Origin of the sequence: Methyloversatilis sp. XJ19-49 (genome assembly GCF_024580145.1) — a bacterium.
Lineage (GTDB): Bacteria > Pseudomonadota > Gammaproteobacteria > Burkholderiales > Rhodocyclaceae > Methyloversatilis.
Genome location: NZ_JANINI010000023.1, coordinates 1 through 24,993 on the forward strand (window position 1 = coordinate 1; position 24,993 = coordinate 24,993).

Consider the following 24,993-nt stretch of genomic DNA (forward strand, 5'->3'; position numbering starts at 1 on the left):
TTCAACCTCGGGCTCGACCCGGACAAGGCGCGCGAATTCCACGACGAGACGCTGCCCCAGCACGGCGCCAAGCTCGCCCACTTCTGTTCCATGTGCGGGCCGCACTTCTGCAGCATGAAGATCACCCAGGACGTACGCGACTACGCCGCCGCCCAGGGCCTGAGCAATGAGGCCGCGCTCACCCAGGGCATGGCAACGAAGTCGATCGAGTTCGTCAAGCAGGGCGCCGAGGTGTACAGAAAGGTGTAGGGCGCGCGCGGGGCTGCGCCCAGCGACCTGCCACGGCGCCCACGGGTGCAGTCCGGAGGGCTGCACCCGTGGGAGCTTGCTGTGGGAGCTTGCTGTGGGAGCTTGCTGTGGGAGCTTGCTGTGGGAGCTTGCTGTGGGAGCTTGCTGTGGGAGCTTGCTGTGGGAGCTTGCTGTGGGAGCTTGCTGTGGGAGCGGCGGCCTCGCCGCGATGCGAGCTCTGATCATCGACCATCGCTGCACCGATCGCGGCGAGGCCGCCGCTCCCACACGCCGCCGCTGCCACAGGAGTCACTCCCACATGACGTCAGTCCGGCCGTGTCGCCGCAACTTCCATTGCGCTGACGATATGTCGGTTTTTTTTACACAACGCGCTCATCAAGCCAGTTCAGCACGCCCGCGCAGGAAGATCACAGCCGACGCTGTTCGACGCCCATTTCGAACACCCTACGCCTCTGGCATTCCTCACACATGCGTCAACGCGATAACCCATTCTCGCCACAAGAGATTCCTGCGCTGCCGCGTTGATCCCGGTACTCGAGCACTTGACGGTCAGGACCCGCCGAACCGTGGCGGCGAAATCCTTTCCGTACGAAGGAATACCGCTTGCTACCAGCGTCTCCGGGCGAAAACGTTCATCGCCGTTCAGACTCGGAGATCACCAGAAATGAAAAAACGGGGTCGTCAGTTCCTCGCGCTTGCGCTGTACTGCAGCAGCTTTGCCGCTGTCGCGGCCGACCAGCTGGTGTGGTCGGAAACCTTTCAGCGGTTCACGCCGACGTTCGCCACTGTCGGTTCGATCAATACGGCATCCGTACCCGGTGGCACGTCCAGTGCGCTGGTGACCGACCCGACCCGCGTCAAGGGGCCTAATGGCGTCGAGTTCGTCGGCGGACGCATCTGGTGGCCCGACCAGCAGCTGAACCGCGTCGTGTCCGCGCTGCCCGACGGTTCGGAACTGAAGTCATACAACATTTCCGGCGCCTACGACATCGATGTGCAGGGCGGACTGCTGTACGTGACGCGGCAGAACTCGGGCGACATCCTGACGCTCGACCCGTCGCTGCAATTCCCGCCCGCCGATGTGTTCAAGAGCGGGCTGACGTCACCGTTTGCGATCGACGTGACCGCCGACAGCGTGTTCTGGAGTCAGGTGGGTACGTCGAACCGCCTGATGCGCTCGAACCTCGACGGCTCGAACGTGCAGACGCTGCTGACCGGCCTGACCTCGTATGACTTCGAAGTCACCGCCAGCCACATCTACCTGACGACGACCGATGGCTTCGTGAAGCGCAGCAACCTCGACGGCAGCGACCTCACCACGCTGGCCAGCGGGCTGGGCTTCCTCAATGGCATCGACGTCACCGACGACACGATTTACGTGTCGGCGCTGCAGGCGCTGTTCACGACACCGCAAGGCAACACCACATTGGGCGCGGGTCGCATCCTCAGCATGACGCTCGATGGCAGTGGTGTGGTGGAAGTGATCCGGGCGCAGCAGGATTTCGATCCCAACCTGCCGTTCAGCCCGTCGCAGATGCGCGGTGTGGCGGTGCTCGCAGTACCCGAGCCGTCGTCTTACGCAATGCTGCTGGCGGGACTGGCGCTGACCGGTGTCGCGGCGCGGCGGTTGCGGCGGGACTGAATAAGTCTGCCGAAATGAAAAGGGGTCGCAAATGCGGCCCCTTTTCATTCATGCGGTGGCCGGCGTGCTCAGTCGCCGGCCACCGCATCGAGGTGGCGCGTCAGCGCCGAGCGCACGTCCTGCAATGCGGAAACCAGTTCGGACAGTTCGCGCGCCGAACAGCCGGTGGCCGGACCAAGCACGGCCGGAATCTCACGGGCGCGCCGGCACGTGTCGTGGCCGGTTTCGGTCAGGCTCAATTCGACCAGTCGTTCGTCGGCCGTCGAACGGCGACGGGTGATCAGCCCTGCGCTTTCCATGCGCTTGAGCAGCGGCGTCAAGGTACCTGAGTCGAGGAACAGCTGTTCGCCCAGCGCCGACACGCTCAGCGGCCGGCCGGCGTCGCCGAGTGCCAGCAACACGACGTACTGCGGGTAGGTCAGGCCGAGCTCGTTGAGCAGCGGCTTGAAGGCCTTGGTCATCGTCAGCGATGACGAGTACAGCGTGAAACACAGTTGCGCCGTCACCGGCGTGGGGTGTGTCGTTTCGGAGATTGCGTCAGAGGCGGCATCTGAACCGGAAAAGCGGGATTGGCGGGGTTTCTGAGGCATCTTTCAATCGTATCAGCAAACAAATGGCCGCCTGCCGGGTTGTCGCGTCCGTGCAGACGTTGGTGCGCGCGGCCGGTTGTGCGACGACACATTTGTTGTCGAAGTTCCGGTCAAGACGCCTTCCGGCAGGCCGAAAACATCTCTGAATCTGAAAAAGGCAAGCCCGCGCGAAAGCCGGGTACGCAAAGTTACCGGTCTAATCCGTGTTCGCACGGGATGACAGCGGGACCGCCAATCATCATCCGCCCCGTCCCCTGACGTGGCGGGCATGCGCGGGCTGCACCGGTAACACCCTGTCACCGGTCTGGAGTGTGTCCGCCATGGTTAGACGTCGTCTGTCCGCAACATCCTCTTTCCGCCGCGCTCGCACGGCGCCGTCGCGCCTTGCTCTGGCATGCGCCCTCGCGCTCTCCGCCTGGTCTGCCTGTGCCGCGACGCCTGCAGTCCTCATGCAAGCGCCTGTACTGGACGCCGTTGCCGATGCCGTGCCGGAAGGCGGCATGTGGCCGGTTCGTCTTGACCTCGCGCGACTGCGCGCTGCGCGCAGTGGCGAAATACTGCGCTTTGCACTGCCCGACGGTACAACGCTCGACGTGGTGTTCGATTCGACAATCGACCAGCCCGATGGCGTGCAGTGGATCGGCCATCTCGCGGCCGGTCGGCAGTTTCCGGTTCGTCTGCGCCTTGATGGCGCATTGGCCTCGGGCGTCATCCGCACGCCGGATGGCGGCTATGTGCTGGGTCATGTAGACGGACGGCAGCTGGTCGGTGCTGACCTTGCGGCGCAGGCCGATCCGGTGACCGTCGAAAGCCTGCCGGCAATGTTCGCCCCGTCCGTCGCCGTCCTCGATGAAGCGCGCGGTATCGCGCGCAGCGCCGACGAACCGGAACTGCGAAAGCCGGCCGACGCAGCCCACCCGGTCACAGTCGATCTGGTTGCCATGTCGGCGCTGGAGCCCGGCGCCGACATGGCCTTGTCGATTCCGGACCACGGCGACTATCGCGTGGCCTATGACCGCACTGAACCGGGCGATACCGACAGCACGACCTGGGTCGGTCACCTTAAGGATTACGGCCCGGAGTTCCGCGTCATCATTACATCGGGTCCGAACGGCAGTGTCGGCAACATCCTGACGCCGTCCGGCGAAATCCTGCTGGTCAGCGACGGCGGCTCGCAGTGGCTGGTCGATCCGCAGCGCTCCGGTCTGTCGCAACTGGAGCCGGACCACGCCGATGCAGTGGGTGAAGTCGTTGCCGGTGGCCCGATGGAGGCCGAAGGCGCTGCCGAGGGCGGGCCGACCGCCGCCGCCAGCAGCACCACGACCGCCAGCAGCGCCACCACCTCGACAACCCAAGCGTCGGCCAGTGCCACCACGGTGGATGTGCTGGTGCTCTACACGGCCAGCTTCAAGACACGCAACGGCAGTCTGTGGGCGACCCGCATCGCGCAACTGATCGCGTTATCGAACCAGGCTTACATCGACAGCGGCGTTGCCATGCGCGTCCGTCTGGTAGGCAGCGAACTGGTCGGCGAGCCGGATACCACCTCGAATACGAATGCGTTGAGCGCCCTGGCGCGCGGTACGGGCAATTTCTCCGGCGTACCGGCGCTACGCAAGAAGTACGGCGCCGATCTGGTGACCCTGGTACGTCCGTTCAACATGAATGCGCAAGGCGGCAATTGCGGCGTCGGCTACATCGGCGGCTACAACGGTGCTCCGGTGTCGGCCTACGCTGCCTACGGCTATTCAGTGGTCAGCGATGGCCGCGATGTCGCCGGCACCGGCTACTACTGCACCGATTACACCTTCACGCACGAGCTCGGCCACAACATGGGCCTGATGCACGACCGCGACACGGTTGCGCGGCAGGGTGGCGGCAAGGGCAGCCACGACTACGCCTTCGGCTTCGGGCGCAACGGCAGCTTCGGATCCGTCATGAGCTACATCTCGCCGGTGATCGGGCGCTTTTCAAACCCTGACCAGAAAAACTGCGGCGGCAGCTTTGCGTGCGGTACGCCAGTCGGTACGCCAAGCAGTGCGCACAATACGCTGGCACTGAACAACAATCGCGGGGCGATCGCCGCCTTCAGTCCGACCATGGTGGCAGGTACCTTCCAGATATCGGGCACGATTTCCAGCGTCGGCAAGCCGGTGGCCGGCGTCGCGCTGAGCGCCAGCAAAGGTGGCAACTGCACACCCAGCGGCAGCACCGGCGCCTGGGCCTGCGTGGTGCCGCAGAAATGGAGCGGTGTCATCACACCTAACGTGCCGGCCGGCAGGGCAACCCCGGGCAACTTCAGCTTCAGCGCGATCAGCGCGGCGCAGACCGGCCGCAACTTCGTGCTGCCGGGACAGACCATCAGCGGCACCATCACTCAAGCAGGCAAGCCGCTACCCAACACCGCAGTCACTGCCGGCAATGGCGTCTCGTGCAGCGCGACCGATTCCGGCGGCACTTATCGCTGCACGGTTCCATGGGGCTGGAGCGGCACGGTCACGCCCGCCATGCCGGCCGGGGCTGTCACACCGGCCTCGCGGGCGGTCAGCGCGGTGAAGACGACGCAAAAGGGATTGAATTTCGTCGTTACCACAGTGCAGATCAGCGGGACGGTGACGCGCGCCGGCAAGCCGGTTGCCAAGCTCGTCATGCTCGGGAGCAGCGGCGCAAGCTGCAGCGCAATTGCCGCGAACGGCAGCTATGCCTGTACCGTACCAAAGGGCTGGAGCGGCATCATCCTTCCCTCGGCCGCAGCGAACCCACCTCATCTGTCGGTGACTGCCGTGAAGGCTGCGCAGCCGGGTCGCAACTTCGTGCTGCGCTGATCCCGCTGGCGGGCGACAAAGGTCGTTCCGCCCATCCGCCCGCTGCGGTTACCATATTGTCCTTCGGCCCGCTTTTTGCGGGCCGCGACCTTTGACGGGGTGGGCATGCAGATCACTTTCATCGGCGGCGGCAATATGGCCAGTGCGCTGATCGGCGGCTGGGTCAGACGCGGTGGCGATGCGGCGGGCATCTGCGTGGTCGAACCGCAGGCTGCGTTGCGCGCGCGCCTGGCCAGTGATTTCTGCGTACGGGCGATCGAAGCGCCGGACGGCGCCGCGCTGCGCTGCGACCTGATCGTGCTGGCGGTCAAGCCGCAGCAGATGCGCGAGGTGTGCGCCGGACTCGCACCCGGGCTCGACCACCAGACCGTACTGAGCATCGCGGCCGGCCTGCGCGCGGCCGACCTGTCGCGCTGGCTCGGCGGCTACACGCGCATCGTACGCGCCATGCCGAACACGCCGGCACTGATCGGTCAGGGCGTGACCGGCCTGTACGCCGACGCCGCAGTCAGCGCCAGCGAGCGCGCCCAGGCGGAACAAGTACTGGCCGCCGTCGGCACTACCGTGTGGGTGGCGGAGGAACGCCTGATCGACGCGGTGACGGCGCTGTCGGGCAGCGGTCCGGCCTATGTTTTCCACTTCATCGAAGCCATGGTGCGCGGCGGCGAGGCGCTCGGCCTGAGCGCCGATCAGGCGCACCGGCTCGCGGTCGCCACCTTCAGCGGCGCCGCCGCGCTGGCGGCGCAAAGCCCGGAATCGCCCGGCACCCTGCGCGAACGCGTCACGTCCAAGGGCGGCACGACCGAAGCGGCGCTGAAGTCGATGGCAGCCGACGGTGTGGCAGACTCGATCGTGCGCGCACTCGCCGCGGCAGCGGCACGCGGCGCCGAGCTGGGTGACCAGCTGGGTGCGCAATAGGCACCGACCGCGGCCCGATCATCTTTCCTTGCTGAATCACCTCACCACGAATCCATGCTGACCGACCTGATCCTGCTCGTCCTGAATGCCGTCGCCGGCTTCGTCACCACATTGCTGCTCGCCCGTTTCTACATGCAGTGGGCGCGTGTGAGTTTCCGCAACCAGCTTGGCCAGTTCGTCATCCAGACGACAGACTGGGCCGTGCTGCCGGCGCGCAAGGTGATTCCCGCTGTGTTCGGCCTCGACATGGCGACCTTCGTCGTGGCCTGGCTGCTGCAGGTCGCGCTGCTGCTGCTGGCGGCCACGCTGCAAGGCGGCCTCGGTGCGGACAACCTGATTCCGCTGATCTTCCTGCGCGGGCTGTTCGAAGTGGCGCGCCTGTCGGTGTGGTTCCTGATCATCGCGCTGCTCATTTCGGCGGTGCTGAGCTGGGTGTCGCCCGGCAACCCTCTGGGCAGCATCCTGGGGGCACTGACGCGACCCTTCCTGCAGCCGATCCAGCGCGTCATGCCACCGATCGCGAACGTCGACCTGTCACCGCTGGTGCTCATCCTGCTGCTGCAGATCGTGCTCTACCTGATCGATGCGGCGTCGCGACAGATCTTCGCACTGGTCATGTGACGCGGGTGAACCCCGGCGACATTCCAGCGGTGCTTGGGCGCAGAGGGATTCGTTGGGCATCGCTGCGCTCACCCCAACCTACGGTCGACTTGCCGCGGCTGCCCGGCTGGCATCGCTGCGCTCAACGCTACCTGCTTGCCGCCCCGTAGGTTGGGGGGAGCGCAGCAATGCCCAACAGCAGGCCTTCGATCATGCACTTCGGGAAGCGCATGGCCGCCTCTACCTGGCGGCCTTGTCGTTCGCGGGCGTCTCGTACACCACCTGACCCGATACCAGCGTCGCGCACACCTTGCCCAGCAGCTCACGGCCGATGAAAGGCGTGTTGCGACCCTGACTGCGCAACGTCGCGCGGCTGATCATGACAGGTGCATCAGGATCGAAGATGCATACGTCGGCGGCGCTGCCGATGCGCAGGTGTCCGGCGTCCAGTCCGAGCACGCGCGCGGCGTCCGACGTGATGCGGGCGAGTGCCAGCGGCAGCGGCAGATGCATTTCGCGCGCCCATGACAGCGTGAGCGGCAGCAGCAGTTCCAGCCCGGTGGTGCCCGGTTCGGCTTCGCCGAACGGCACCTGCTTGGCGTCGTCATCGACCGGCGTGTGATCGGAACACAGCGCGTCGATGCGGCCGTCGGCCAGCGCTGCGCGCAGTGCCTCGCGGTCGAACTGCGCACGCAACGGCGGAATGGTGCGGCACTGCGGGTCGAAGTAGCCGATGTCGACATCGCACAGGTGCAGCGAGTGGATGGCGACGTCGCAGCTCACCTTCAGTCCGTCGAGCCGTGCCTGATCGATCAGCATCAGTCCGGCCCGGCTGGAAATGCGCGCCAGATGCAGGCGACAGCCGGTGGCGCGGGACAGTTGCAGCATCTGGCCGATGGCCAGCGTTTCGGCGAGTATCGGTATGCCGGTCAGGCCGAGCCGCGCGGCCACCTCGCCTTCGTGCGCGACGCCATCGGACGACAGGTGCAGATCGGTCGGCTGCAGCCATACGGTGTAGCCGAACGTGGCGGCGTACTGCATGGCGCGAAACAGCACCTGCGTGTCGGCCACCGGCACATTGGCCTGGCTGAACGCAATGCAGCCGGCGTCGAACAGCTCGCCCATTTCGGTCAGCCGCTGACCTTTCAGACCCATGGTCAGCGCGCCGTGCGGATACACATGCGCGAGGTTGAGCATGCGTGCGCGGTGCTTCAGCATTTCCACCAGCCCCGGCTCGTCCAGCACCGGGTCGGTGTCCGGCGGGCAGGCCAGACTGGTGATGCCGCCGGCCACCGCCGCGGCCATTTCGGATTCCAGCGTGGCGCGGTACTCCAGACCCGGTTCGCGCAGCCGCGCGCACAGGTCGATCAGACCCGGCGCGACGATGCGTCCGGTGGCGTCGATCACGCGGTTGGCGTGGAAGCCGTCCGGTGCGTCGCCCAGCGCGACCACCTTGCCGGCTGCGATGTACAGGTCGGTCGGCGCATCGATGTCCTGCGCCGGGTCGATCAGGCGACCGCCCTTGATGTGGATCTTCATGCGTTGACTCCGGCGGAGGTCTGTCGAAATGTGTCGAGGGGTGCCATCACGCTTCAACAGACCCCAGCATCGCCATGACGGCCATCCGCACGGCGATGCCGAAAGTGACCTGCGGCAGGATGACGGCCTGCCGACCGTCGGCCACCGCCGAGTCGATTTCGACGCCGCGGTTCATCGGCCCCGGGTGCAGCACGATGGCGTCCGGCTTGGCCAGCGCCAGCTTTTCCTGCGTCAGGCCGAAGAACTTGAAGTACTCCTGCGGGCTGGGCAGCAGCGAGCCCTGCATGCGTTCGTTCTGCAGCCGTAGCATCATCACGACATCGACGCCGCGCAGACCTTCGGCCATGTCGTGGAAGACGCGACAGCCGAGCCGGTCAATGTCGGCCGGCAGCAGCGTTTTCGGCGCGATGGCGCGCAGGTCGGGCACGCCCAGCGTGGTCAGTGCGTGGATCTGGCTGCGGGCCACGCGCGAATGCAGGATGTCGCCGACGACAGCCACCGACAATTGCGTGAAGTCGCGCTTGTAGTGGCGGATGGTGTACATGTCGAGCAGGCCCTGCGTCGGGTGCGCGTGCCGCCCGTCGCCGGCGTTGATGACGTGGATGTGGTCGCGGCCGGTCGCTTCCAGGTGCTGGGCGATCAGGTAGGGCGCGCCGCTGGAGGCGTGGCGCACGACGAACATGTCGGCCTGCATCGCGGCGAGGTTGTCCACCGTGTCGAGCAGGGTTTCGCCCTTGTTGGTCGAACTGGTCGAGATGTTCAGGTTGATCACATCGGCCGACAGGCGCTTGGCGGCGATCTCGAAGGTGGTGCGGGTACGCGTGCTGTTCTCGAAAAACAGGTTGAACACGCTTTTGCCGCGCAGCAGCGGCAATTTCTTCACCTCGCGTTCGGCCACCACCGTGAACGGCTCCGCAGTATCGAGGATGCGCGTGATGACGTCGCGCGGCAGGCCTTCCGTGGTCAGCAGGTGCTGCAATTCGCCGTGCCGGTTCAGTTGCGGGTTGCGCGCCATGGTCAGTTCCCGGTCAGTCGCAGCGAGAGGGTGTTGCCGTCCTGCGCCAGTTTCACGCGCTGCCGTGGCGGCAGGTCGAGCGTCGCGGCGCAGTAGGTCGGCGCCACCGGCAGTTCGCGCCCGCCGCGATCGACCAGCACGGCCAGTTCGACCCGCAGCGGGCGACCGTAGTCGAACAGTTCGTTCAGCGCGGCGCGCACCGTGCGGCCGGTGTGCAGCACGTCGTCGACCAGTATCAGGTGCCGGCCTTCGACCTCGAAGGGCAGCGCCGACGAGCGGGTGTCGCGCGCCAGACCGCGCTTGGCATAGTCGTCGCGGTAGAAGCTCACGTCGAGCGATCCGATCGGCTGGGCCAGGCCCAGCAGGGCGTGCAGTCGTTGCGCCAGCCACACGCCTCCGGTGTGCAGGCCGACCAGCGCCGTATCGGAGCCGACCCGCGGCCGGATCTGGTCGGCCAGCACGACCAGCAGGTGTTCTGCGTCAGGCAGTGACATCGAAATAGTCCTTGAGGATGAGCTGGGCTGCGTGTGCGTCCAGTTTCTGCTTGCGGCTGCGCCAGTCGCGCACGCCGCCTTCGTCGCGCAGCTGGCTGTCCGCTTCGGCCGAGGTGTAGCGCTCGTCCTGCAGCACCACCGGCAGGCGGTAGCGCCCTTCGAGCTGGCGGGCGAAGCGTTCGGCGCGCGCCGTCATGTCGTGCGGCACGCCGTCGAGCGACAGCGGCAGACCGACCACCAGCGCGACCGGCTTCCATTCGTCGAGCAGGCGTCCGACGGCCGACCAGCGGGCGTCGTTGGTTTCGGCATCGAAGGTGAGCAGCGGACTGGCGCTGCGCAGTTCGCATTCGCCCACGGCAACGCCGATGCGTTTCTCGCCGAAGTCGAATGCCAGCACGGTACCGCGCGCAGGAAGACCACCCGGTTCAGGCATGCCCGGCCACGTCGGACAGCGACGCGAAATCGACGCCGAGCAGCTGCATCGCGGCGACCAGACGTTCTTCCGGCGGCAGGTCGAAGATGATGCCGCTGTCGGCACGCACCGTGAGCCAGGCGTTCTGCGCCATTTCCCACTCGATCTGACCCGCCTGCCAGCCCGCATAGCCCAGGGTGACCAGTACGTCGTCCGGCTCGATTTCGCTGCCCAGCGCCTGCAGCACATCGCGCGACGAGGTCAGGCCCAGCCCGTTGCCGACATCGATGGTGGATTGCCATTCGCCGACCGGGCGATGCAGCACGAAGCCGCGGTCGGTCTGCACCGGGCCGCCGAAATAGACCGGCTGGCCCTGGAAACGCGGCGATTCGAGCGTGAGTTCGATGCGCTCGAACAGATCTTCGAGCGACATGTCGATCGGCCGGTTGACGATGACGCCGAGCGCGCCCTGATCGTTGTGCTCGCACACCAGCGTGAGCGTGCGGGCGAAATTCTTGTCGGCCATGGCGGGCATGGCGATCAGGAAGTGGCCGGTGAGATTGACCGTGGAAGTCGTTGCGTGCGCGTGCATGGCGGGATTTTATCCGTGTTGTGCGTTTGTCGCAGAACCTGTGCGACCCTCGCGACTCGAAATCGCGATCTGATCGTGGAGGTATTTGTGGCAAAGAGTTCGTCCCGGCTGGTGTGGTTCCGTCGCGATCTGAGGGTGGATGACCACGCCGCGCTGTACCACGCACTGCGCGAAGGCGGCCCGGTGTGGTGCGCATTCGTGTTCGACACCGAAATACTGGACGAACTGCTGCGCGAAGGCTGGCGCGCCGACCGGCGGGTCGAATTCATCCACGCTGCCATCGTGGAGCTGGACGCGGTCCTGCGCGACCTCGGTGGCGGCCTCATCGTGCGCCACGGCCGAGCGAGCGACCTGGTGCCGGCCCTGGCGCGCGAGCTGGGTGTGGACACCGTGGTCTGCAACCGCGACTACGAGCCGGCGGCACAGCTGCGCGACGCCGAGGTCAGCGCCGAACTGGCGCGCCACGGCATCGGCTTCGAACAGTACAAGGATCAGGTCATCTTCGAGTGCGAAGAAGTGCTGACGCTGGCGCACAAGCCGTTCTCGGTATTCACCCCGTACAAGAACGCCTGGCTGAAGAAACTCACGCCCCATCAGCTTCAGGCCTATCCGGTACGCCGTTACGCGGCGGCGCTTGCGGCACGGTCGCCCGCAGACATTCCGTCGCTTGCGGACATGGGGTTCGAGCCGACCAATCTGGCGACGCTGAAACTACCCACCGGGGCGTCCGGCGCCGAAACGCTGTTCGACGAATTTCTCGACCGCATCGACCGCTACAAGCAGACGCGCGACTTTCCGGCGACCAAGGGACCGAGCTATTTGTCGGTGCATCTGCGCTTCGGCACGATATCGGTGCGCCGGCTGGCACGCGAGGCGCATGCGCGCGGTGGTGCCGGCGCCGAAGGCTGGCTGAACGAACTGATCTGGCGCGATTTCTACTTCCAGATCCTGTGGCACAACCCGCACGTGCTCAACGGCAGCTTCCGGCCCGAGTTCGACGCCGTGCGCTGGGTGGACGACGAAGCGCGCTTCGCCGCGTGGTGCGAAGGCCGCACCGGTTATCCGCTGGTCGATGCGGCGCAGCGCCAGCTGGCGCAGACCGGCTACATGCACAACCGGCTGCGCATGGTCAGCGCGTCCTTCCTGACCAAGGATCTGGGCATTTCCTGGCGACGCGGCGAGCACTGGTTCGCGCGCACGCTGAACGACTTCGATCTGGCGGCCAACAACGGCGGCTGGCAGTGGGCGGCGTCGACCGGCTGCGACGCCCAGCCGTGGTTCCGCATCTTCAACCCGGTCACTCAGTCGGAGAAATTCGACGCCGACGGCCAGTTCATCCGCCGCTACTGCCCGGAACTGGCGAAATTCGACCGGAAACGCATCCACGCGCCCTGGCTGGCGACCCCGCTGGAACAGCAGATGGCCGGCTGCGTGATCGGCCGCGACTACCCGGCGCCGTTGGTGGACCACGCGGCGGCACGCGAGGCGACGCTGGAACGGTTCAAGGCGGTGAAGGGGGGCGTGGAGTAGCGGCGGTGGGGTCGGGCATCGCTGCGCTCACCCCAACCTGCGGGATCGGCTTGTCGCGAGGCTTGTTGGGCATCGCTGCGCTCACCCCAACCTACCGGTGTGGCAGGCGGGCGGTGCGACAACCCGGAAACGACGCCTCAGTCCTGCCGGAACACGTCGCGATAGCTCGCGTAGATCGCGCCGAAGGTGACCGGCAGCAGCACCAGCCAGCCAAGCATGGCCGGGATCGACGCCAGCACGACCAGCACGATGTAGATCAGCGCGAATACCAGAAAGGCCGGCGCGTTGCGCAGGCAGGCGTAGAAGCTGACGCGCATCGACTCGATGGCCGTCATGCGGTGGAACATCACCAGCGCGGGTGCGAACCACACGGCCATCAGCACGGGCGCCATCAGCATCACGGCAATTACCAGCAGCAGCGAGGTTGCGGCTGACACGACCAGCAGCGCGGCGAATGCAGCGAGCCCGGCCAGCCCGGCGACGATGGCCGACATCAACAGCACGAACAATGTCACCGCGAGCATCGCGCCCAGATACCAGCCGCCCAGCGCGAGCAGCGGATTGACCCGCTCTCCGAAGCCGGCCCACAGATGCGCCAACTCGAGCGGTTCGCCGCGCGACAGAGCGCGACAACCGTGCATGATGCCGCCCAGCGTCACCATCGCCAGCAAGGTCGCCGCGATGGTGCCGAACAGCGGCACCACATTGAGCGCCACCAGCACCACCGTCCAGATGACGGTGATGACGATCCACAAACCGGGCGCCGCCAGGAAGCACTGCCAGCCCTGACGCAGCCATTCCAGACCACGGCCGGCCGGCAGGCCACGCGATTCTGGCGCCGCGACGTCCGGTACGGCAACCGACTGCGGCGCCGGCTCGAATGGGTTGTGGCCGGAGCTGTTCATGGTCAGCATGATTTCACATCCGTGCGCCATCTGAAGCATCTGTTGCGCCGACTGTCGCGTGCCGTCCACAACCGACGCGCTGCGCCGGCAGGACCTCACACGACGCACGCGCTTGCAACGGGCGCGCGGCGCATGTTCCACTAGACTTCAGAAGTGTTCGGCGACGCAGCAGCGGAGGTGCCGCGTCGCGCCCTTCCGGGAGACCTTCATGAAACTGACCACCCTGTGCGCCGTATCGGCGCTGCTGACGTCGTCCGCCGCGCTGGCCGGCGGCATGGGCCATGTGCCCGTCACGCCGATCGGCGGCGACCCGTACGGACCCGCCTCCGGTATCGGTGGTGCCGGACCGGGCGGCATGATCGGCCAGCATCCGCGCGACCTGATCCGGCCGAATGCGCGCAGCCGCGCGACCCACATCTATCCGACGCTGCGTGGCACGCAGATCCGCGACTATTCGCGACCGGGTGTGCGCATCGAGCAAGATGCCTACGGCACCAGCGTGTACCCCACCGCGCCGTACGGCAACGTGCGCGACTACCGTCAGCCCGGCTGGCGCATCGAACAGGACCGCTGATCCGCAGCCGCCCCGCCCGGCCGCGATTCCTTCAACCTCAAGACACGCCTGCCGCGCGGCAGGCGCCCTCCTCCGATGACCGAACTTCCGAAACATGAACTGACCATGACGGTGCTGATGACCCCCGACATGGCGAACTTCTCCGGCAATGTGCACGGTGGATCGCTGCTCAAGCTGCTCGATCAGGTGGCCTACGCCTGTGCCGCGCGTTTTGCACAGAGCTATGTGGTGACGCTGTCGGTCGATCAGGTCATCTTCCGCAGCCCGATCCACGTCGGCGAACTGGTCACCTTCCTCGCGTCGGTCAATTTCACCGGTACCACGTCGATGGAAGTCGGCGTCAAGGTGATGACGGAAAACATCCGCGAACACACGACGCGTCACACCAACACCTGCTACCTGACCATGGTGGCGATGGATGAGGCGCGCCGCCCGTGCCGCGTGCCCCCGCTGACGCCGGCCACGCCGGACCAGCGACGACGCCAGACCGCCGCCAAGGTGCGCCGGCAGATGCGGCTGGAATTCGACCAGCGCTTCCATGAACTGATGCAGGCCGAACAGGCGAAAGCCGGCGAGGTGAACGAATGATCGACTACGAGCACGACATATCCGCCATCGACGCTGCACTGCTCCGCCACGGCATGGCGTCCATCCACCTGCTGCGCGCCGGTGACGAAGCGGCGCTGGTCGACTGCGGCACCGGCCATTCGCTGCCCAATGTGCTGGCCGCGCTGGCGCACAAGGGCATAGCCGCCGAACAGCTGCGCTACATCATCCTGACCCACGTGCATCTGGACCACGCCAGCGGCGCCGGTGCCGCGATGCGCGCCTTTCCGGATGCGCAGCTGGTGGTGCATCCGCGCGGTGCACGCCACATGATCGATCCGTCGAAACTGATTGCGGGTGCGACCGAGGTCTATGGCACGCAGGCGATGGCCGACATGTATGGCGACATACTGCCGGTCGACGCGGCGCGCGTGATCGAAACGCATGACGGTTACGTGCTCGACTTCAATGGCCGCACACTCGAATTCATCGACACGCCGGGCCACGCGAAGCACCATCACTGCATCTGGGACGCGCGCTCCCGAAGCTGGTTCACCGGCGACACCTTCGGCCTGGCCTACCCGGAATGCACGGTCGATGGCCGCGCCTTCATCTTTCCCACCACATCGCCGGTGCAGTTCGATCCGGTCGCGATGCGCACGTCGGTCGAACGTCTGCTATCGCGGCAGCCGGAGGCGATGTTCCTGACCCACTACGGCAAGGTGACCGGCGTCCCGACGCTGGGCCGCGCGCTGCTGTCGCGCATCGACGCCCACGTGGCGATCGCCAGGGCGGCCGCCAGTGCCGGTGACGGCCGCAAGCAGGCGCTGCTGGCCGCGCTGGCCGCCTATCTGATGGACGAACTGCGCGCCCACGGCAGCCCGCTCACGCGTGACGAGGCGATGGCCGTGTGGGGGCTGGACATCGAACTCAACGCGCAGGGCCTCGAGGTGTGGCTCGACACTGCTAAGGCGTGATGGCGCGCGCCTGATCCCCGCTTGGCGCGGCGATCAGTCGTCGCGCTCGAAATAGCGCTGCCAGCGCGCGCAGCCCTCGCGGATCATCGTGAGCTTGTCATCGCGCAGACCCGCCAGATCGGCCAGATCGGCTTCGTCCAGCCAGCCCTCCGCGCGCAACAGCACAAACAGGGAAATCAGTTCCGAGTAACGGAACTCATACTTCCTGCCCATGACGCCGTCCCGCTCGGCCAGAAACCTGTAGACCGCCCACATGTCATCCTGCGTCGCAGCCGCCGCGGCGCGCGCCTTGAAATCTGCCAGCAGCGATGCTTCTTCGCGCGACAGCGCCGTGTCGAATGCCTGTCGCGCAATCTTCTTCTCGGTCTTCGACCAAGTGATGCGGTCCATGCATCGTGCTCCTCTCCGGTAGCGTTGGCTCCGACGTCACACTGGTAACGACTGGGCTATCCTCGCGCTGCGCGGCACATCCGCGCACGCCGTTCACCTGCTATCGATGGCCGGCGCTAAAAATATAAACAGGAGACTTCCATGCTGCAACGTGTCACGTCGCTGTCCGTCCGGCTGGTCGAAAGATGGCTGCCCGATCCGTTCGTGCTGGTGCTGCTGCTGACGCTGCTCGTGTTCGCGGCCGGCATCGGTGTCGAAGGCCAGTCGCCGGTGGCGATGCTCGAGCACTGGGGCAAGGGGTTCTGGAACCTGCTGCAGTTTTCGATGCAGATGGTGCTGATACTCGTGACCGGCTGGGTGCTGGCGACGACGCTGTTCTTCCGCCGCATTCTCGAAGCCATCGCAAAGCTGGCCCACACGCCGGGGCAGGCCATCCTGCTGGTGAGCGTGGTGTCGCTGGTGGCGAGCTGGCTCAACTGGGGTTTCGGTCTGGTCATCGGCGCGATGTTCGCGCGCCAGCTGGCGCGTGGCGTGACGGGCGTCGACTACCGACTGCTGATCGCCAGCGCCTACAGCGGCTTCGTCATCTGGCATGGCGGACTGTCGGGCTCGGTGCCGCTGACGCTCGCCACCGCCGACCACTTCCTCGCCGCCCGCACAGGTGTCATCGCCACCGGCGACACGATCTTCTCGACCTTCAACCTGCTCATCGTGCTGGCGCTATTCATCTGCGTGCCGATACTGAACCGGCTGATGATGCCGCGAGCCGAAGACACGGTGACGGTCGATCCGGCGCTGCTGGTCGATGTGGAATTCGTGCCCGACACCACCACCGACACGCCGGCTTCGCGGCTTGACAACAGCATCCTGCTGGCGCAGTCGGTCGGCATCATGGGTCTGGTTTTCTCCGGCTACTACTTTCTGGTCAGCGCCGGCACCTTGAACCTGAATATCGTCAATTTCATGTTCCTGTTCCTCGGCATCATGCTGCACGGCCGACCCAGCCGCTTTCTGGCGGCGATCGGCGACGCCGCGCGCGGTTCGAGCGGCATCATCGTGCAGTTTCCGTTCTATGCCGGCCTGATGGGCATGATCGTCGGTTCGGGGCTCGCGGTGACGATCTCGAATGTGTTCGTTGCCGTGTCGACCGATGCCACACTGCCGCTTTTTGCCTTCCTCAGCGCCGGCCTGGTCAACATCTTTGTACCGTCCGGCGGTGGTCAGTGGGCAGTACAGGGACCGATCATGGTCGAGGCCGCCGCCCGCATGGGTGCCGATCTGCCGCGCGTGGCGATGGCGGTGGCCTGGGGCGACGCATGGACCAACCTGATCCAGCCCTTCTGGGCCCTGCCGGCGCTGGCCATCGCAGGACTGCGCGCGAAGGACATCATGGGCTACTGCCTGATCACGCTGTTGATGTCGGGCGTGGTGATCGGCCTCGGGCTGACGTTCGTGCCGTGACAAGTCCGGGGTCTGCTGACATCAGCGATAGCGGGCCGCAGTGATGAACTGGCCGAAGGTTTCGCACCACACGATGACCGTCGTGTAGCGCGTGACATCGATCGACGGCGGCACCTCGACGACGAAATTGTCGAAGGTACGCACATCGCCCACGCGCACCATGGCCGGTTTCAGGCGCGCGAAATCGGCTTCGGTCTCGACGAATTCCGGCGACAGGTAGAGCTTGTAGTCCGGCCCGGGTGCCAGCCGGCCGGTCAGCGCGATGTGCGCACGCCCGATCGACACCGTGCCTTCGCCCCAGTGCAGCAGATCGCTGTCCTTCAGGTCGCGCCGGAACTGGCCGGTGAACATCGCACCTCCCGCGGCCGACGCGGCTTCTGCCGCGGTCGGTGGCGTGGGAGCGGTGAGGATGGGCAGGGCATAGATGCCAAGCGCGAAGCCGATGCCGAGCGCGGCGGCATGGGAGGCGACAAGCAGGAAGGCAGGTTTCATGGGCTCGGAGCGTAACGCGACCGGACGGAAAGCGGTAACTGAGAAAGACCGGACGCGCGATCGATTGCTGTCAGGCGCCACCGGAAGTCGACGTCGGCAGAAAAATGCCCCCTGAGACCACCGGGTGTCGCGCAGGCCAGCACATCGAAGCGACCGCAACGGGCGCGCCCTGCCCGCAGGTCAGCCAAGCGCCCGCTCGATGTACTGCCGCGGAACGCGCGGCTTCGGTACGCGGTCGGCGAACCAGCTGCGCACGTCCTCGTCCAGTCCGATGCCGTGCATGTAGTTGTACAGCGCCTTATTGAGTGCACGGCCCATCGCATCATGGTCGGTACCGACCGGGTCGACGAAGCCGACGTCGTTCTTCGCGAAGGTGACCGGTGGCAACGGCAGCAGCGTGACGCCGTATTCCTCCGGGCTGAGGCCGACCGGCGAATGCACGGTGCACACGAAGCGGTGGAAGAAGCCGGACTGGATGCAGCCGGCAGCGAACAGCTGGCGTACGTACTCGAGCGCATCCACGGTGTCCTGAACGGTCTGGGTCGGAAAGCCGTACATCAGGTAGGCATGCACCAGAATGCCGGCGTCGGCGAAGCCCTTGGTGACGCGCGCCACCTGATCGACCGACACGCCTTTCTTCATCAGCTTCAGCAGCCGGTCGCTGGCCACTTCAAGCCCGCCGGAAATGGCGATGCAGCCGCTGTCGGCCAGCTCGAGGCAGAGCTCGGGCGTGAACGACTTCTCGAAGCGGATATTGCCCCACCATGAGATGCTGACATCGCGCCGCTTCAGTTCGGCGGCGAAGGCCCGCAGCGATTTCGGCGGTGCGGCTTCATCGACCAGATGGAAGCCGGACTGGCCGGTTTCGGCGACGATGGCCTGTACGCGGTCGACCAGCGTCGTCGCGCTGGCAGCGTCGTAGCGCGAGATGTAATCGAGGCTCACGTCGCAGAAGCTGCACTTCTTCCAGTAGCAGCCGTGGGCCACGGTGAGCTTGTTCCAGCGTCCGTCCGACCACAGCCGGTGCATCGGATTGAGCATGTCCAGCAGCGACAGATAGCGGTCGAGCGGCAGGCCGTCCCAGGTCGGCGTACCGACGTCGTCGAAGGCAATGTCGGGCTCGACGAAATTGACGTACTGCACCGCGCCGGTGTCGTTGCGCACGAAGGTGCGCACCAGCCGCTGCGCGGAACGCCTGCCGACCAGATGATCGAGCAGCGCGAGCAGCGGACGCTCGCCGGCATCCAGCGTCACGTAGTCGAAGAAGTCGAATACGCGCGACTCGGCCAGCTCGCGCAGTTCGGTATTCACGTAGCCGCCGCCCAGCACGGTGACGATGGTCGCGTCATGCGCCTTGATTGTCTGCGCGATGCGGAAGGCGGCGTACACCGCGCCCGGAAAGGGCACCGACAGCAGCACGATGCGCGGTGAGTGGCGCTCGATCGCGGCGAGTGCGAGCCGTTGCAGCGCACGGTCGATCAGGGTCGGCGGCGCAGCCAGCGCCTGCGCCAGCGGGTCGAAGGTGGGCTGGCTCTGCGCGAGCGATTCGGCGTAGCGCACGAATTCGAACCGGTCATCGACCGCCAGCCGGATCGCGTCGGCGACGTCGTTCAGGTAGAGCGTGGCGAAGTGGCGGGCGCGGTCCTGCACGCCGAGCGCGCCGAACGCCCAGCCCAGCGGGTCGCCACCGTCTTCGTCGATATAGATGTCGAGCGATTCGAATCGCGGCCCCTCCGGCAGGAAGCCGCGCGACGCGATGCGGTGCGCCAGCGTGGGGTCGCGCCCCTGCAGGAAACCGAGGGTGGCGTCCATCGTCGCGGCGTAGCGATCGAATTGCACGAAGAAGCTTGTCAGGCTGGGCGAGCAATTACGATCCGGCAGCACAGCAACGGCATCGCGCACGGCACGCAGGCCGTCCGCCGCCAGCAGATCGAGCACCAGCGACAGCGCCAGATCTTCCTGCACCGCGTCGAAACCCTGCGCACGCAGGAAGCCCGTCAGATAGGCGGTGGACGGATAGGGCGTGTTGAGCTGGGTCATCGGCGGGATGACGGACAGCACGCGCGGGCGGACGAAGTCGGGGGAATGCGTGGCAGTCATGGTCCATGGGCGCCGCAACAGACGGCGCCGGCGCAGGGTAACCGAAGCCCGACGGCGCGGGAATGGGCGGCGCGCGGGCAGAGTGAGGGGTGCGGCGCGGCGCTCACCGCACAACGTCCGGTGGGCTTGTCGCGGGGCTTGTTCAACGTGCCGGCGTGGCCGCGGGGACCGACTGTGCGATGTCGCGGGCAAGTGCGTCGATGAGTCGGCCGTGGGCGGCGGCGAGGGCTTCGTAGCTGGCCGTACCGATGGCTTCGCTGGCGGTGAAGCGCCGGCTGGCGATATCGCGGCCGTCGCGGCGCAAGGTCCATACTGCGTCCAGCGTCACACGCTCGAAACCGTCGGCATCGAGGCGCAGCACGTCGACCGGCAGCGTGTAGTCGGGTCGGGCGATGCTCGACTGCGGCACGGCGACGACGCGCGCAAGACCGCGCTCGCTGGCCAGCGCGGCGGCCAGCCGGCGCCCCATTTCCGCCTTCAGCGAGCCGGCCCAGCGGTGGCCGTCGGCCGGTTCGCTGCGCGTGCCGTCGATCCGGCGCACGATCTGCAGCCGGTCCACCGCTTCGGGCAGGCCGATGGGACCGACGACGATGCTGGGCGCATCGGCTTGCGCCGGTGCCGGCGCAGCCACGGCGCCCAGCGTGTAGTAGCGCACCGGCGGCGAGCTGCCGCAGCCAGCCAGCGCCAGAGCGGCGGCAATCAAGCACAGGGAGCGAAGGCAGATCACGGTTTCTCCTCGGGCTTGCCGCGCAGCAGCGCTTCGGGGTGGCGTTCCAGCGTGTCGGTCAGGTGACGCAGTGACTGCGCCGCGCGCGACAGCTCCTGCAGGCTGTCACGCAGGTCCTGCTGCAGTGGCGCGTCGCTCGACAGCAGATGGCGCGTATCGGCGATCGCCGCGCGCGCCTCGGCCATCGTGCGCTGCGTTTCGATCACGGCGGCGCTCACTTCGTTTGACGCGATGCCGTCGAGCCGCTGCAGCAGCTGATCGGTGCGCTCGACCGCGCGCGCCAGCCCGGCGATCGCGGCACGGGTCTCCTGTGCGATGTCGTCCAGCGGCAGGCGGTCGAACTTGCCGGCGATGCGCGACAGCGTGGCCTGCAGTTCGTCCAGACTGCCGCGCTGGGTCGGCAGCTGCGGCGGACGCGCCGCCCAGTCGACCTTCTGACTGCCGGCCGGCGGGAAGAAATCCATCGCCACATAGAGCTGGCCGGTCACCAGATTGCCGTTGCGCAGCTGCGCGCGCAGGCCGCGCGCCACCAGGCGGTCGACGAAGGTGCGGAAGGCGGCTTCGTCGAAATCGTCATCCGGCTTGCCGCCGGTGCGTGGACGCATGCGGCCGGGGAACACCGCGATATCGACCAGCAGGCCGACGTCGGCAGCGTCGAGATCGACATCGGGTTCGAGCGCAATCACTTCGCCGATCTGGGTGCCGCGGAAATCGACCGGTGCGCCGACCGACAGGCCACGCACGCTTTCGGTGAAGCGCAGCTGCACGATCTGGGCGTCCGATCCGGGCTGCTTGAGCGCTTCGGCGCGCGTGCCGAACAGCTTGAAATCGAGCCCGGCAGGCGCCGGTTCGGCATCGCCGCCGTCCGGTGTTTCAAACGACAGCCCGCCGGCCAATATGGACGTGGCCGATTCGGTGTTGATCTGCAGCCCCTCTGCGCCGAGCTTCACGTCGATGCCGCTGGCGTTCCAGAATCGGCTGTCGGTGGTCACGTAGCGGTCGTACGGCGACTTGATGAACACCTGGATGTCGAGGTGCTGACCGGTGTCGTCGAGCTTGAAACCGGTGACCTGGCCGGCCGGGATGCGGCGGAAGTAGATCGGCGTGCCGACATCGATCGAACCCAGTGTTTCGGCATGCAGCGCAAAGGCGCGCCCGGGCACGTCCAGCGTGATGACCGGCGCCTCGTCCAGCGCGACGAAGGTGCGACCGGGTTCGGTCGACTTGCCGGCGTCCATGCCGACATAGGCGCCCGACAGCAAGGTGCCCAGACCGGTCACCGCGCTGCCCGATACGCGCGCGCTGACCACCCAGAAGCGGGTATCTGCGACGAGCAGCCGGCTCGCTTCGCGCACCAGCTGCGCCGTGGCGATGACGTGCGCGCCGTCGTCGGCCAGCGCCACCGCGCTGATCTGGCCGACATCGACGTCCTTGTACTTGATGCGCGTCTTGCCCGGCTCCAGTCCGGCGCCACTGATGAACTGGATCGTGATGGTCGGCCCCTGCTGGTACCAGGCGCGCGCGGCGAGGAACACGCCGATCAGCAGCGCAACCAGCGGAATGATCCACACCAGCGGAATGCGGAAGCGGCGCGGTGCGTCGACCGTGGCGGTCGGCAGTTCGGGTTCAGTCATGGTGTGCAGGGTGGGGGTCAGTAGACCGGCCGGCCAGCGGGTCCCAGATCAGTCGCGGATCGAAGCTCATGGCGGCGAACATCGTGAGCACCACGACGGCGCCGAAGGCGATGGCACCCGGGCCGGCTTCTATCGTCGCCAATCCACGGAAGCTCACCAGCGCAACCAGCATCGTGATCACGTAGATGTCGAGCATCGACCAGCGGCCGACGAATTCGACCAGCCGGTACAGCCGGGTGCGCTGCAGCAGGTTCTGCGTCGAGCGGCGCTGCACCGAAAGCGTGAGGTACACCAGCGCGATGATCTTCAGCAGCGGCACCATCACGCTGGCGAAGAACACTACCGCGGCCAGCGGCCATGAACCTGATTGCCACAGAAAGACGACGCCGCTCATGATCGTGTCCTGCTGGCTGCCGAGCAGCGATGTGGTGGTCATGACCGGCAGCAGGTTGGCCGGCAGGAACATGACGATCGATGCGATCAGCAGCGCCCAGGTGGTCGACACGCTGGCCGGCTTGCGCAGGTGCATCGGCGCGCGGCACCGCGGACAGCGCAGACTGTGCACCGCGCCTTCGGGCGGGCGCGCCAGCTGACCGCACACATGGCAGCTCAGCAGCCCGGCCTCGCGGGCGGTCAGCGCGCGCCGGCTCATCGGCTCGTCACCAGGACGCCAGCCGCTTCGTCGGACAGCGGGGTCTGCCACAGCAAACGCGTGTCGAAGGCCCGGCCGGCGAAGGTGAGCGCGAGAATGAGTGCAGCCGTGGCCCAGAACGCGGTACCGAGGATGACCGTCGCCAGATGCGACAGCTTGACCAGCGACACCAGCATGCCGAGCAGGAACACCTCGACCATGCCCCAGGGCTTGAGCGAACGCACGAGCCGGAAGAACGGCGCCATGCGCGGTGTCACGCGCCCGAGCCGCAGCGGCACCAGCACGAGCAGGATCATCACCAGCTCGAGCAGCGGAAACAGGATGGCGGTACCGAACACGAGCGCAGCGACCGGCATCATGCCGTCGCGCCACAGCACCTGCACCGCTTCGAACAGCGTCACCGCGACCACGCGACCCTGCATGTCGAGGCCGACCAGCGGCCAGGCGTTCGCGATCACGTACAGCACCAGTGCAGTCAGCGTAAGCGCCAGTGTGCGGTCGAGGCTGTCCGGCGGATTGCGTGCAATAAAGGCGTCGCAGCGCGCACAGCGCGCGGTCTGCCCGGGCAGCAGTGCCGGCTCGGTCTGCAGCAGGTCGCACTCGTGGCAGGCGACCAGGTCGGCAGGCAGTTTCAGGTGCGCGGCGGGTGCGGGCATGACCGGTGGCGTCAGGAAGAACCGCGATTCTGCGGTGCAGCGCAGACCGGTGCAATGACCGTGGCGTGTCGATCAGGCGGCCGCCGCCGCGTCGCGTGCCCGTAGCTTGGCGGTGATGTAGTCGGCGTGCGGGATGTAGAGCAGATCGGCCACCTTGCGCATCACGTGCGATTCATGGGCGTGCAGATGGCCGTCGGCGTAGGCGACCTGCCACATCAGCTCGACGATGTGCGCCTTGCGCTCGGCATCGAAGGCCTGATTGATCAGCGCCGTAAAGCGCTGATAGTCGTAGGCCTCGCGCGCCGTCGTGGTCGCCAGCTCGATCAGGCGCTCGATTTCATCATCGGTCAGGGCGAACTTGCCGCGCAGCGCGGTCATGGCCGCGGCGCGCTCGGCGTCGCCGATGTCCGGGTCGGCGCGCATCACTTCGACCAGCAGCACTGCGGTGGCCAGCTGCAGCTGATGTTCGGTGGCGGCGGCGTCAAGCGGCGCCGGCGCGGCAAAACTGTCGAACAGGTCTTTCAGGGTACGTAGCATCGTGTCCTTAGTCGGCGAAGCGAGGGCGCACCGTGTGCCCGCGTCACTGCGGACCCGCAAGTGCCGGTCGGCGTTCCCGTTGCGGCTGTGCCCGGATGTTACGGCAGCGGCGTCACGACGGCACCCTGCGCGATCGTTCCTCCGTTGAGTACCTGCAGATAGACGCCCAATTCGCGGTGGCCGTAGCGCTCCATCATGGTCGCCGGCAGCGTCATGTCGCGCTCGGCGGTCACCGGATTCACGTTGGTCGCACTGCAGCGCGGCGTGCGCATGACGACCCGCGCGCGCACCTCACCCAACTGAACCTCGCGGTCCAGCCAGCCGGATTCCTCCCACGGCTCCCCGCCATCCATATAGATGTTGGCGCGAAAGCGCATCGGATCGATGTCCGAACCGAGCGCTGCACCGACTTCGCGCACCGTGGCCAGATTGATCAGCGACACCGCATTCATCATGCCGTGCGACAGCACGCTGACGTCGGTGAAGCGGAAGCCCTCACCGCTGACGAAGGCCGGCGGGCCTTCCAGCCGCGCGTTGATGTGCTGTGCGATGAAGCGCGCCAGTCCGCTGCAGTCGGCTGGGTCATCGACATCGATGCGCAGATGGCGTCCGTCGGGTGCGCTGACGTGCAGGCAGTTGCCGGTGTCGTCGTAGCGGGTGGCCAGCGAAGCAAGTGCGGCGTGATCCATCAGCGCGATGAAATCGGTCTTCGGACGCGGCGCATAACTGCCGGCGTCGAAGGTCCAGCTGCCGTTGGTGAGCGCCCACTGCCGATCGAGCGGCACGCCTTCTCCGGTACGCAGCGCGATTTCGCCGAGCGGTTCGGCCGACAGACCCTTGACCGGATACCGGTACAACTGACGAACGGTTCTCATGGCAACTCCAGCTTGAAAGGTTGGCTGGATGCTCGGTCGGGCGTGCCGCGGCGGCAATAAG

At 66.6% G+C, this 24,993-nt stretch carries 26 protein-coding genes and 1 riboswitch; of the genes, 10 read left to right on the forward strand and 16 right to left on the reverse strand.

All coding sequences use genetic code 11. From position 1 onward, the window contains the following. Both NMQ16_RS18565 and NMQ16_RS18570 read left to right on the forward strand, forming a co-directional pair. A partial coding sequence (locus tag NMQ16_RS18565; RefSeq protein WP_257082481.1) for a phosphomethylpyrimidine synthase ThiC occupies positions 1 to 249 on the forward strand: 249 nt, incomplete at its 5' end. Positions 250 to 913: 664 nt separating this feature from the next. Then, complete coding sequence (locus tag NMQ16_RS18570; RefSeq protein ID WP_257082444.1) at positions 914 to 1,891, forward strand: DUF5050 domain-containing protein; 978 nt, start codon at positions 914 to 916, stop codon at positions 1,889 to 1,891. Positions 1,892 to 1,959: 68 nt separating this feature from the next. On the opposite strand, the gene NMQ16_RS18575 is transcribed toward NMQ16_RS18570, so the two are convergent. Further along, positions 1,960 to 2,481, reverse strand: coding sequence for a MarR family winged helix-turn-helix transcriptional regulator (locus tag NMQ16_RS18575; protein ID WP_257082445.1), 522 nt, complete (start codon positions 2,479 to 2,481; stop codon positions 1,960 to 1,962). Between the two features lie 146 nt (positions 2,482 to 2,627). Next, positions 2,628 to 2,717, forward strand: a riboswitch (cyclic di-GMP riboswitch). Positions 2,718 to 2,930: 213 nt separating this feature from the next. Here NMQ16_RS18575 and NMQ16_RS18580 point away from each other — a divergent pair. The 3 genes from NMQ16_RS18580 (at position 2,931) to NMQ16_RS18590 (ending at position 6,845) form a co-directional block, all read left to right on the forward strand. After that, positions 2,931 to 5,306, forward strand: a complete 2,376-nt coding sequence (locus tag NMQ16_RS18580; protein ID WP_257082447.1) for a zinc-dependent metalloprotease — start codon at positions 2,931 to 2,933, stop codon at positions 5,304 to 5,306. Between the two features lie 105 nt (positions 5,307 to 5,411). Beyond that, the gene (gene proC, locus NMQ16_RS18585; protein WP_257082448.1) at positions 5,412 to 6,224 is read left to right on the forward strand and encodes a pyrroline-5-carboxylate reductase; all 813 of its coding nucleotides are present in this window, start codon (positions 5,412 to 5,414) and stop codon (positions 6,222 to 6,224) included. A 54-nt stretch (positions 6,225 to 6,278) separates the two neighbouring features. Next, complete coding sequence (locus NMQ16_RS18590; RefSeq protein ID WP_257082449.1) at positions 6,279 to 6,845, forward strand: YggT family protein; 567 nt, start codon at positions 6,279 to 6,281, stop codon at positions 6,843 to 6,845. Positions 6,846 to 7,064: 219 nt separating this feature from the next. On the opposite strand, the gene NMQ16_RS18595 is transcribed toward NMQ16_RS18590, so the two are convergent. Genes NMQ16_RS18595 through NMQ16_RS18615 form a run of 5 tightly spaced genes read right to left on the reverse strand, consistent with a single transcriptional unit; the run spans position 7,065 to position 10,876 of the window. Further along, complete coding sequence (locus NMQ16_RS18595; RefSeq protein WP_257082450.1) at positions 7,065 to 8,363, reverse strand: dihydroorotase; 1,299 nt, start codon at positions 8,361 to 8,363, stop codon at positions 7,065 to 7,067. Between the two features lie 46 nt (positions 8,364 to 8,409). Beyond that, a complete protein-coding gene (locus NMQ16_RS18600; RefSeq protein WP_257082451.1) occupies positions 8,410 to 9,378 on the reverse strand; it encodes an aspartate carbamoyltransferase catalytic subunit in 969 nt (322 codons plus the stop codon). 2 nt (positions 9,379 to 9,380) lie between these two features. Beyond that, the gene (gene pyrR / locus NMQ16_RS18605; RefSeq protein WP_257082452.1) at positions 9,381 to 9,872 is read right to left on the reverse strand and encodes a bifunctional pyr operon transcriptional regulator/uracil phosphoribosyltransferase PyrR; all 492 of its coding nucleotides are present in this window, start codon (positions 9,870 to 9,872) and stop codon (positions 9,381 to 9,383) included. After that, on the reverse strand, positions 9,859 to 10,305 hold the full coding sequence (ruvX, locus tag NMQ16_RS18610; protein ID WP_257082453.1) for a Holliday junction resolvase RuvX: 447 nt from the start codon (positions 10,303 to 10,305) through the stop codon (positions 9,859 to 9,861). Before ruvX ends, pyrR begins: the two co-directional genes overlap by 14 nt. Continuing rightward, the gene (locus NMQ16_RS18615; RefSeq protein ID WP_257082454.1) at positions 10,298 to 10,876 is read right to left on the reverse strand and encodes a YqgE/AlgH family protein; all 579 of its coding nucleotides are present in this window, start codon (positions 10,874 to 10,876) and stop codon (positions 10,298 to 10,300) included. Before NMQ16_RS18615 ends, ruvX begins: the two co-directional genes overlap by 8 nt. Before the next feature lie 87 nt (positions 10,877 to 10,963). Here NMQ16_RS18615 and NMQ16_RS18620 point away from each other — a divergent pair, with 87 nt between their 5' ends. Continuing rightward, positions 10,964 to 12,406: a deoxyribodipyrimidine photo-lyase gene (locus NMQ16_RS18620; protein WP_257082455.1), complete on the forward strand. Its 1,443-nt coding sequence runs from the start codon at positions 10,964 to 10,966 to the stop codon at positions 12,404 to 12,406. 137 nt (positions 12,407 to 12,543) lie between these two features. Here NMQ16_RS18620 and NMQ16_RS18625 read toward each other — a convergent pair whose 3' ends face one another. Then, positions 12,544 to 13,320, reverse strand: a complete 777-nt coding sequence (locus NMQ16_RS18625) for a BPSS1780 family membrane protein (protein WP_257082456.1) — start codon at positions 13,318 to 13,320, stop codon at positions 12,544 to 12,546. 199 nt (positions 13,321 to 13,519) lie between these two features. Between NMQ16_RS18625 and NMQ16_RS18630 the strand changes: the two genes are divergently transcribed. The 3 genes from NMQ16_RS18630 (at position 13,520) to NMQ16_RS18640 (ending at position 15,408) form a co-directional block, all read left to right on the forward strand. Further along, positions 13,520 to 13,885 (forward strand): hypothetical protein, encoded by a 366-nt coding sequence (locus NMQ16_RS18630; protein ID WP_257082458.1) that lies wholly within the window; start codon positions 13,520 to 13,522, stop codon positions 13,883 to 13,885. Positions 13,886 to 13,960: 75 nt separating this feature from the next. Beyond that, a complete protein-coding gene (locus NMQ16_RS18635) occupies positions 13,961 to 14,473 on the forward strand; it encodes an acyl-CoA thioesterase (protein WP_257082459.1) in 513 nt (170 codons plus the stop codon). After that, the gene (locus NMQ16_RS18640; protein ID WP_257082460.1) at positions 14,470 to 15,408 is read left to right on the forward strand and encodes an MBL fold metallo-hydrolase; all 939 of its coding nucleotides are present in this window, start codon (positions 14,470 to 14,472) and stop codon (positions 15,406 to 15,408) included. Before NMQ16_RS18635 ends, NMQ16_RS18640 begins: the two co-directional genes overlap by 4 nt. Positions 15,409 to 15,441: 33 nt before the next feature. On the opposite strand, the gene NMQ16_RS18645 is transcribed toward NMQ16_RS18640, so the two are convergent. After that, positions 15,442 to 15,798 (reverse strand): hypothetical protein, encoded by a 357-nt coding sequence (locus tag NMQ16_RS18645; RefSeq protein WP_257082461.1) that lies wholly within the window; start codon positions 15,796 to 15,798, stop codon positions 15,442 to 15,444. 141 nt (positions 15,799 to 15,939) lie between these two features. Here NMQ16_RS18645 and NMQ16_RS18650 point away from each other — a divergent pair, with 141 nt between their 5' ends. After that, a complete protein-coding gene (locus NMQ16_RS18650; protein ID WP_257082462.1) occupies positions 15,940 to 17,259 on the forward strand; it encodes a short-chain fatty acid transporter in 1,320 nt (439 codons plus the stop codon). Between the two features lie 21 nt (positions 17,260 to 17,280). Here NMQ16_RS18650 and NMQ16_RS18655 read toward each other — a convergent pair whose 3' ends face one another. The 8 genes from NMQ16_RS18655 to NMQ16_RS18690 all read right to left on the reverse strand — a co-directional run bounded on the left by NMQ16_RS18655 (position 17,281) and on the right by NMQ16_RS18690 (position 24,932). Then, a complete protein-coding gene (locus NMQ16_RS18655) occupies positions 17,281 to 17,751 on the reverse strand; it encodes a DM13 domain-containing protein (protein ID WP_257082463.1) in 471 nt (156 codons plus the stop codon). Positions 17,752 to 17,931: 180 nt separating this feature from the next. Then, positions 17,932 to 19,851 carry a radical SAM protein gene (locus NMQ16_RS18660; RefSeq protein ID WP_257082464.1) on the reverse strand — a complete coding sequence of 640 codons (1,920 nt, stop codon included), beginning with the start codon at positions 19,849 to 19,851 and terminating at the stop codon, positions 17,932 to 17,934. A gap of 142 nt (positions 19,852 to 19,993) precedes the next feature. Continuing rightward, positions 19,994 to 20,578, reverse strand: coding sequence for a PqiC family protein (locus NMQ16_RS18665; protein ID WP_257082465.1), 585 nt, complete (start codon positions 20,576 to 20,578; stop codon positions 19,994 to 19,996). Beyond that, positions 20,575 to 22,212, reverse strand: coding sequence for an intermembrane transport protein PqiB (locus NMQ16_RS18670; RefSeq protein ID WP_257082466.1), 1,638 nt, complete (start codon positions 22,210 to 22,212; stop codon positions 20,575 to 20,577). Before NMQ16_RS18670 ends, NMQ16_RS18665 begins: the two co-directional genes overlap by 4 nt. Next, positions 22,205 to 22,849: a paraquat-inducible protein A gene (locus NMQ16_RS18675; protein WP_373566816.1), complete on the reverse strand. Its 645-nt coding sequence runs from the start codon at positions 22,847 to 22,849 to the stop codon at positions 22,205 to 22,207. Before NMQ16_RS18675 ends, NMQ16_RS18670 begins: the two co-directional genes overlap by 8 nt. Before the next feature lie 11 nt (positions 22,850 to 22,860). After that, positions 22,861 to 23,520 (reverse strand): paraquat-inducible protein A, encoded by a 660-nt coding sequence (locus NMQ16_RS18680; RefSeq protein ID WP_257082468.1) that lies wholly within the window; start codon positions 23,518 to 23,520, stop codon positions 22,861 to 22,863. 72 nt (positions 23,521 to 23,592) lie between these two features. Beyond that, positions 23,593 to 24,057, reverse strand: a complete 465-nt coding sequence (locus tag NMQ16_RS18685; RefSeq protein WP_257082469.1) for a TerB family tellurite resistance protein — start codon at positions 24,055 to 24,057, stop codon at positions 23,593 to 23,595. A gap of 98 nt (positions 24,058 to 24,155) precedes the next feature. Then, on the reverse strand, positions 24,156 to 24,932 hold the full coding sequence (locus NMQ16_RS18690) for an MOSC domain-containing protein (protein WP_257082471.1): 777 nt from the start codon (positions 24,930 to 24,932) through the stop codon (positions 24,156 to 24,158). Positions 24,933 to 24,993 lie beyond the last annotated feature (61 nt).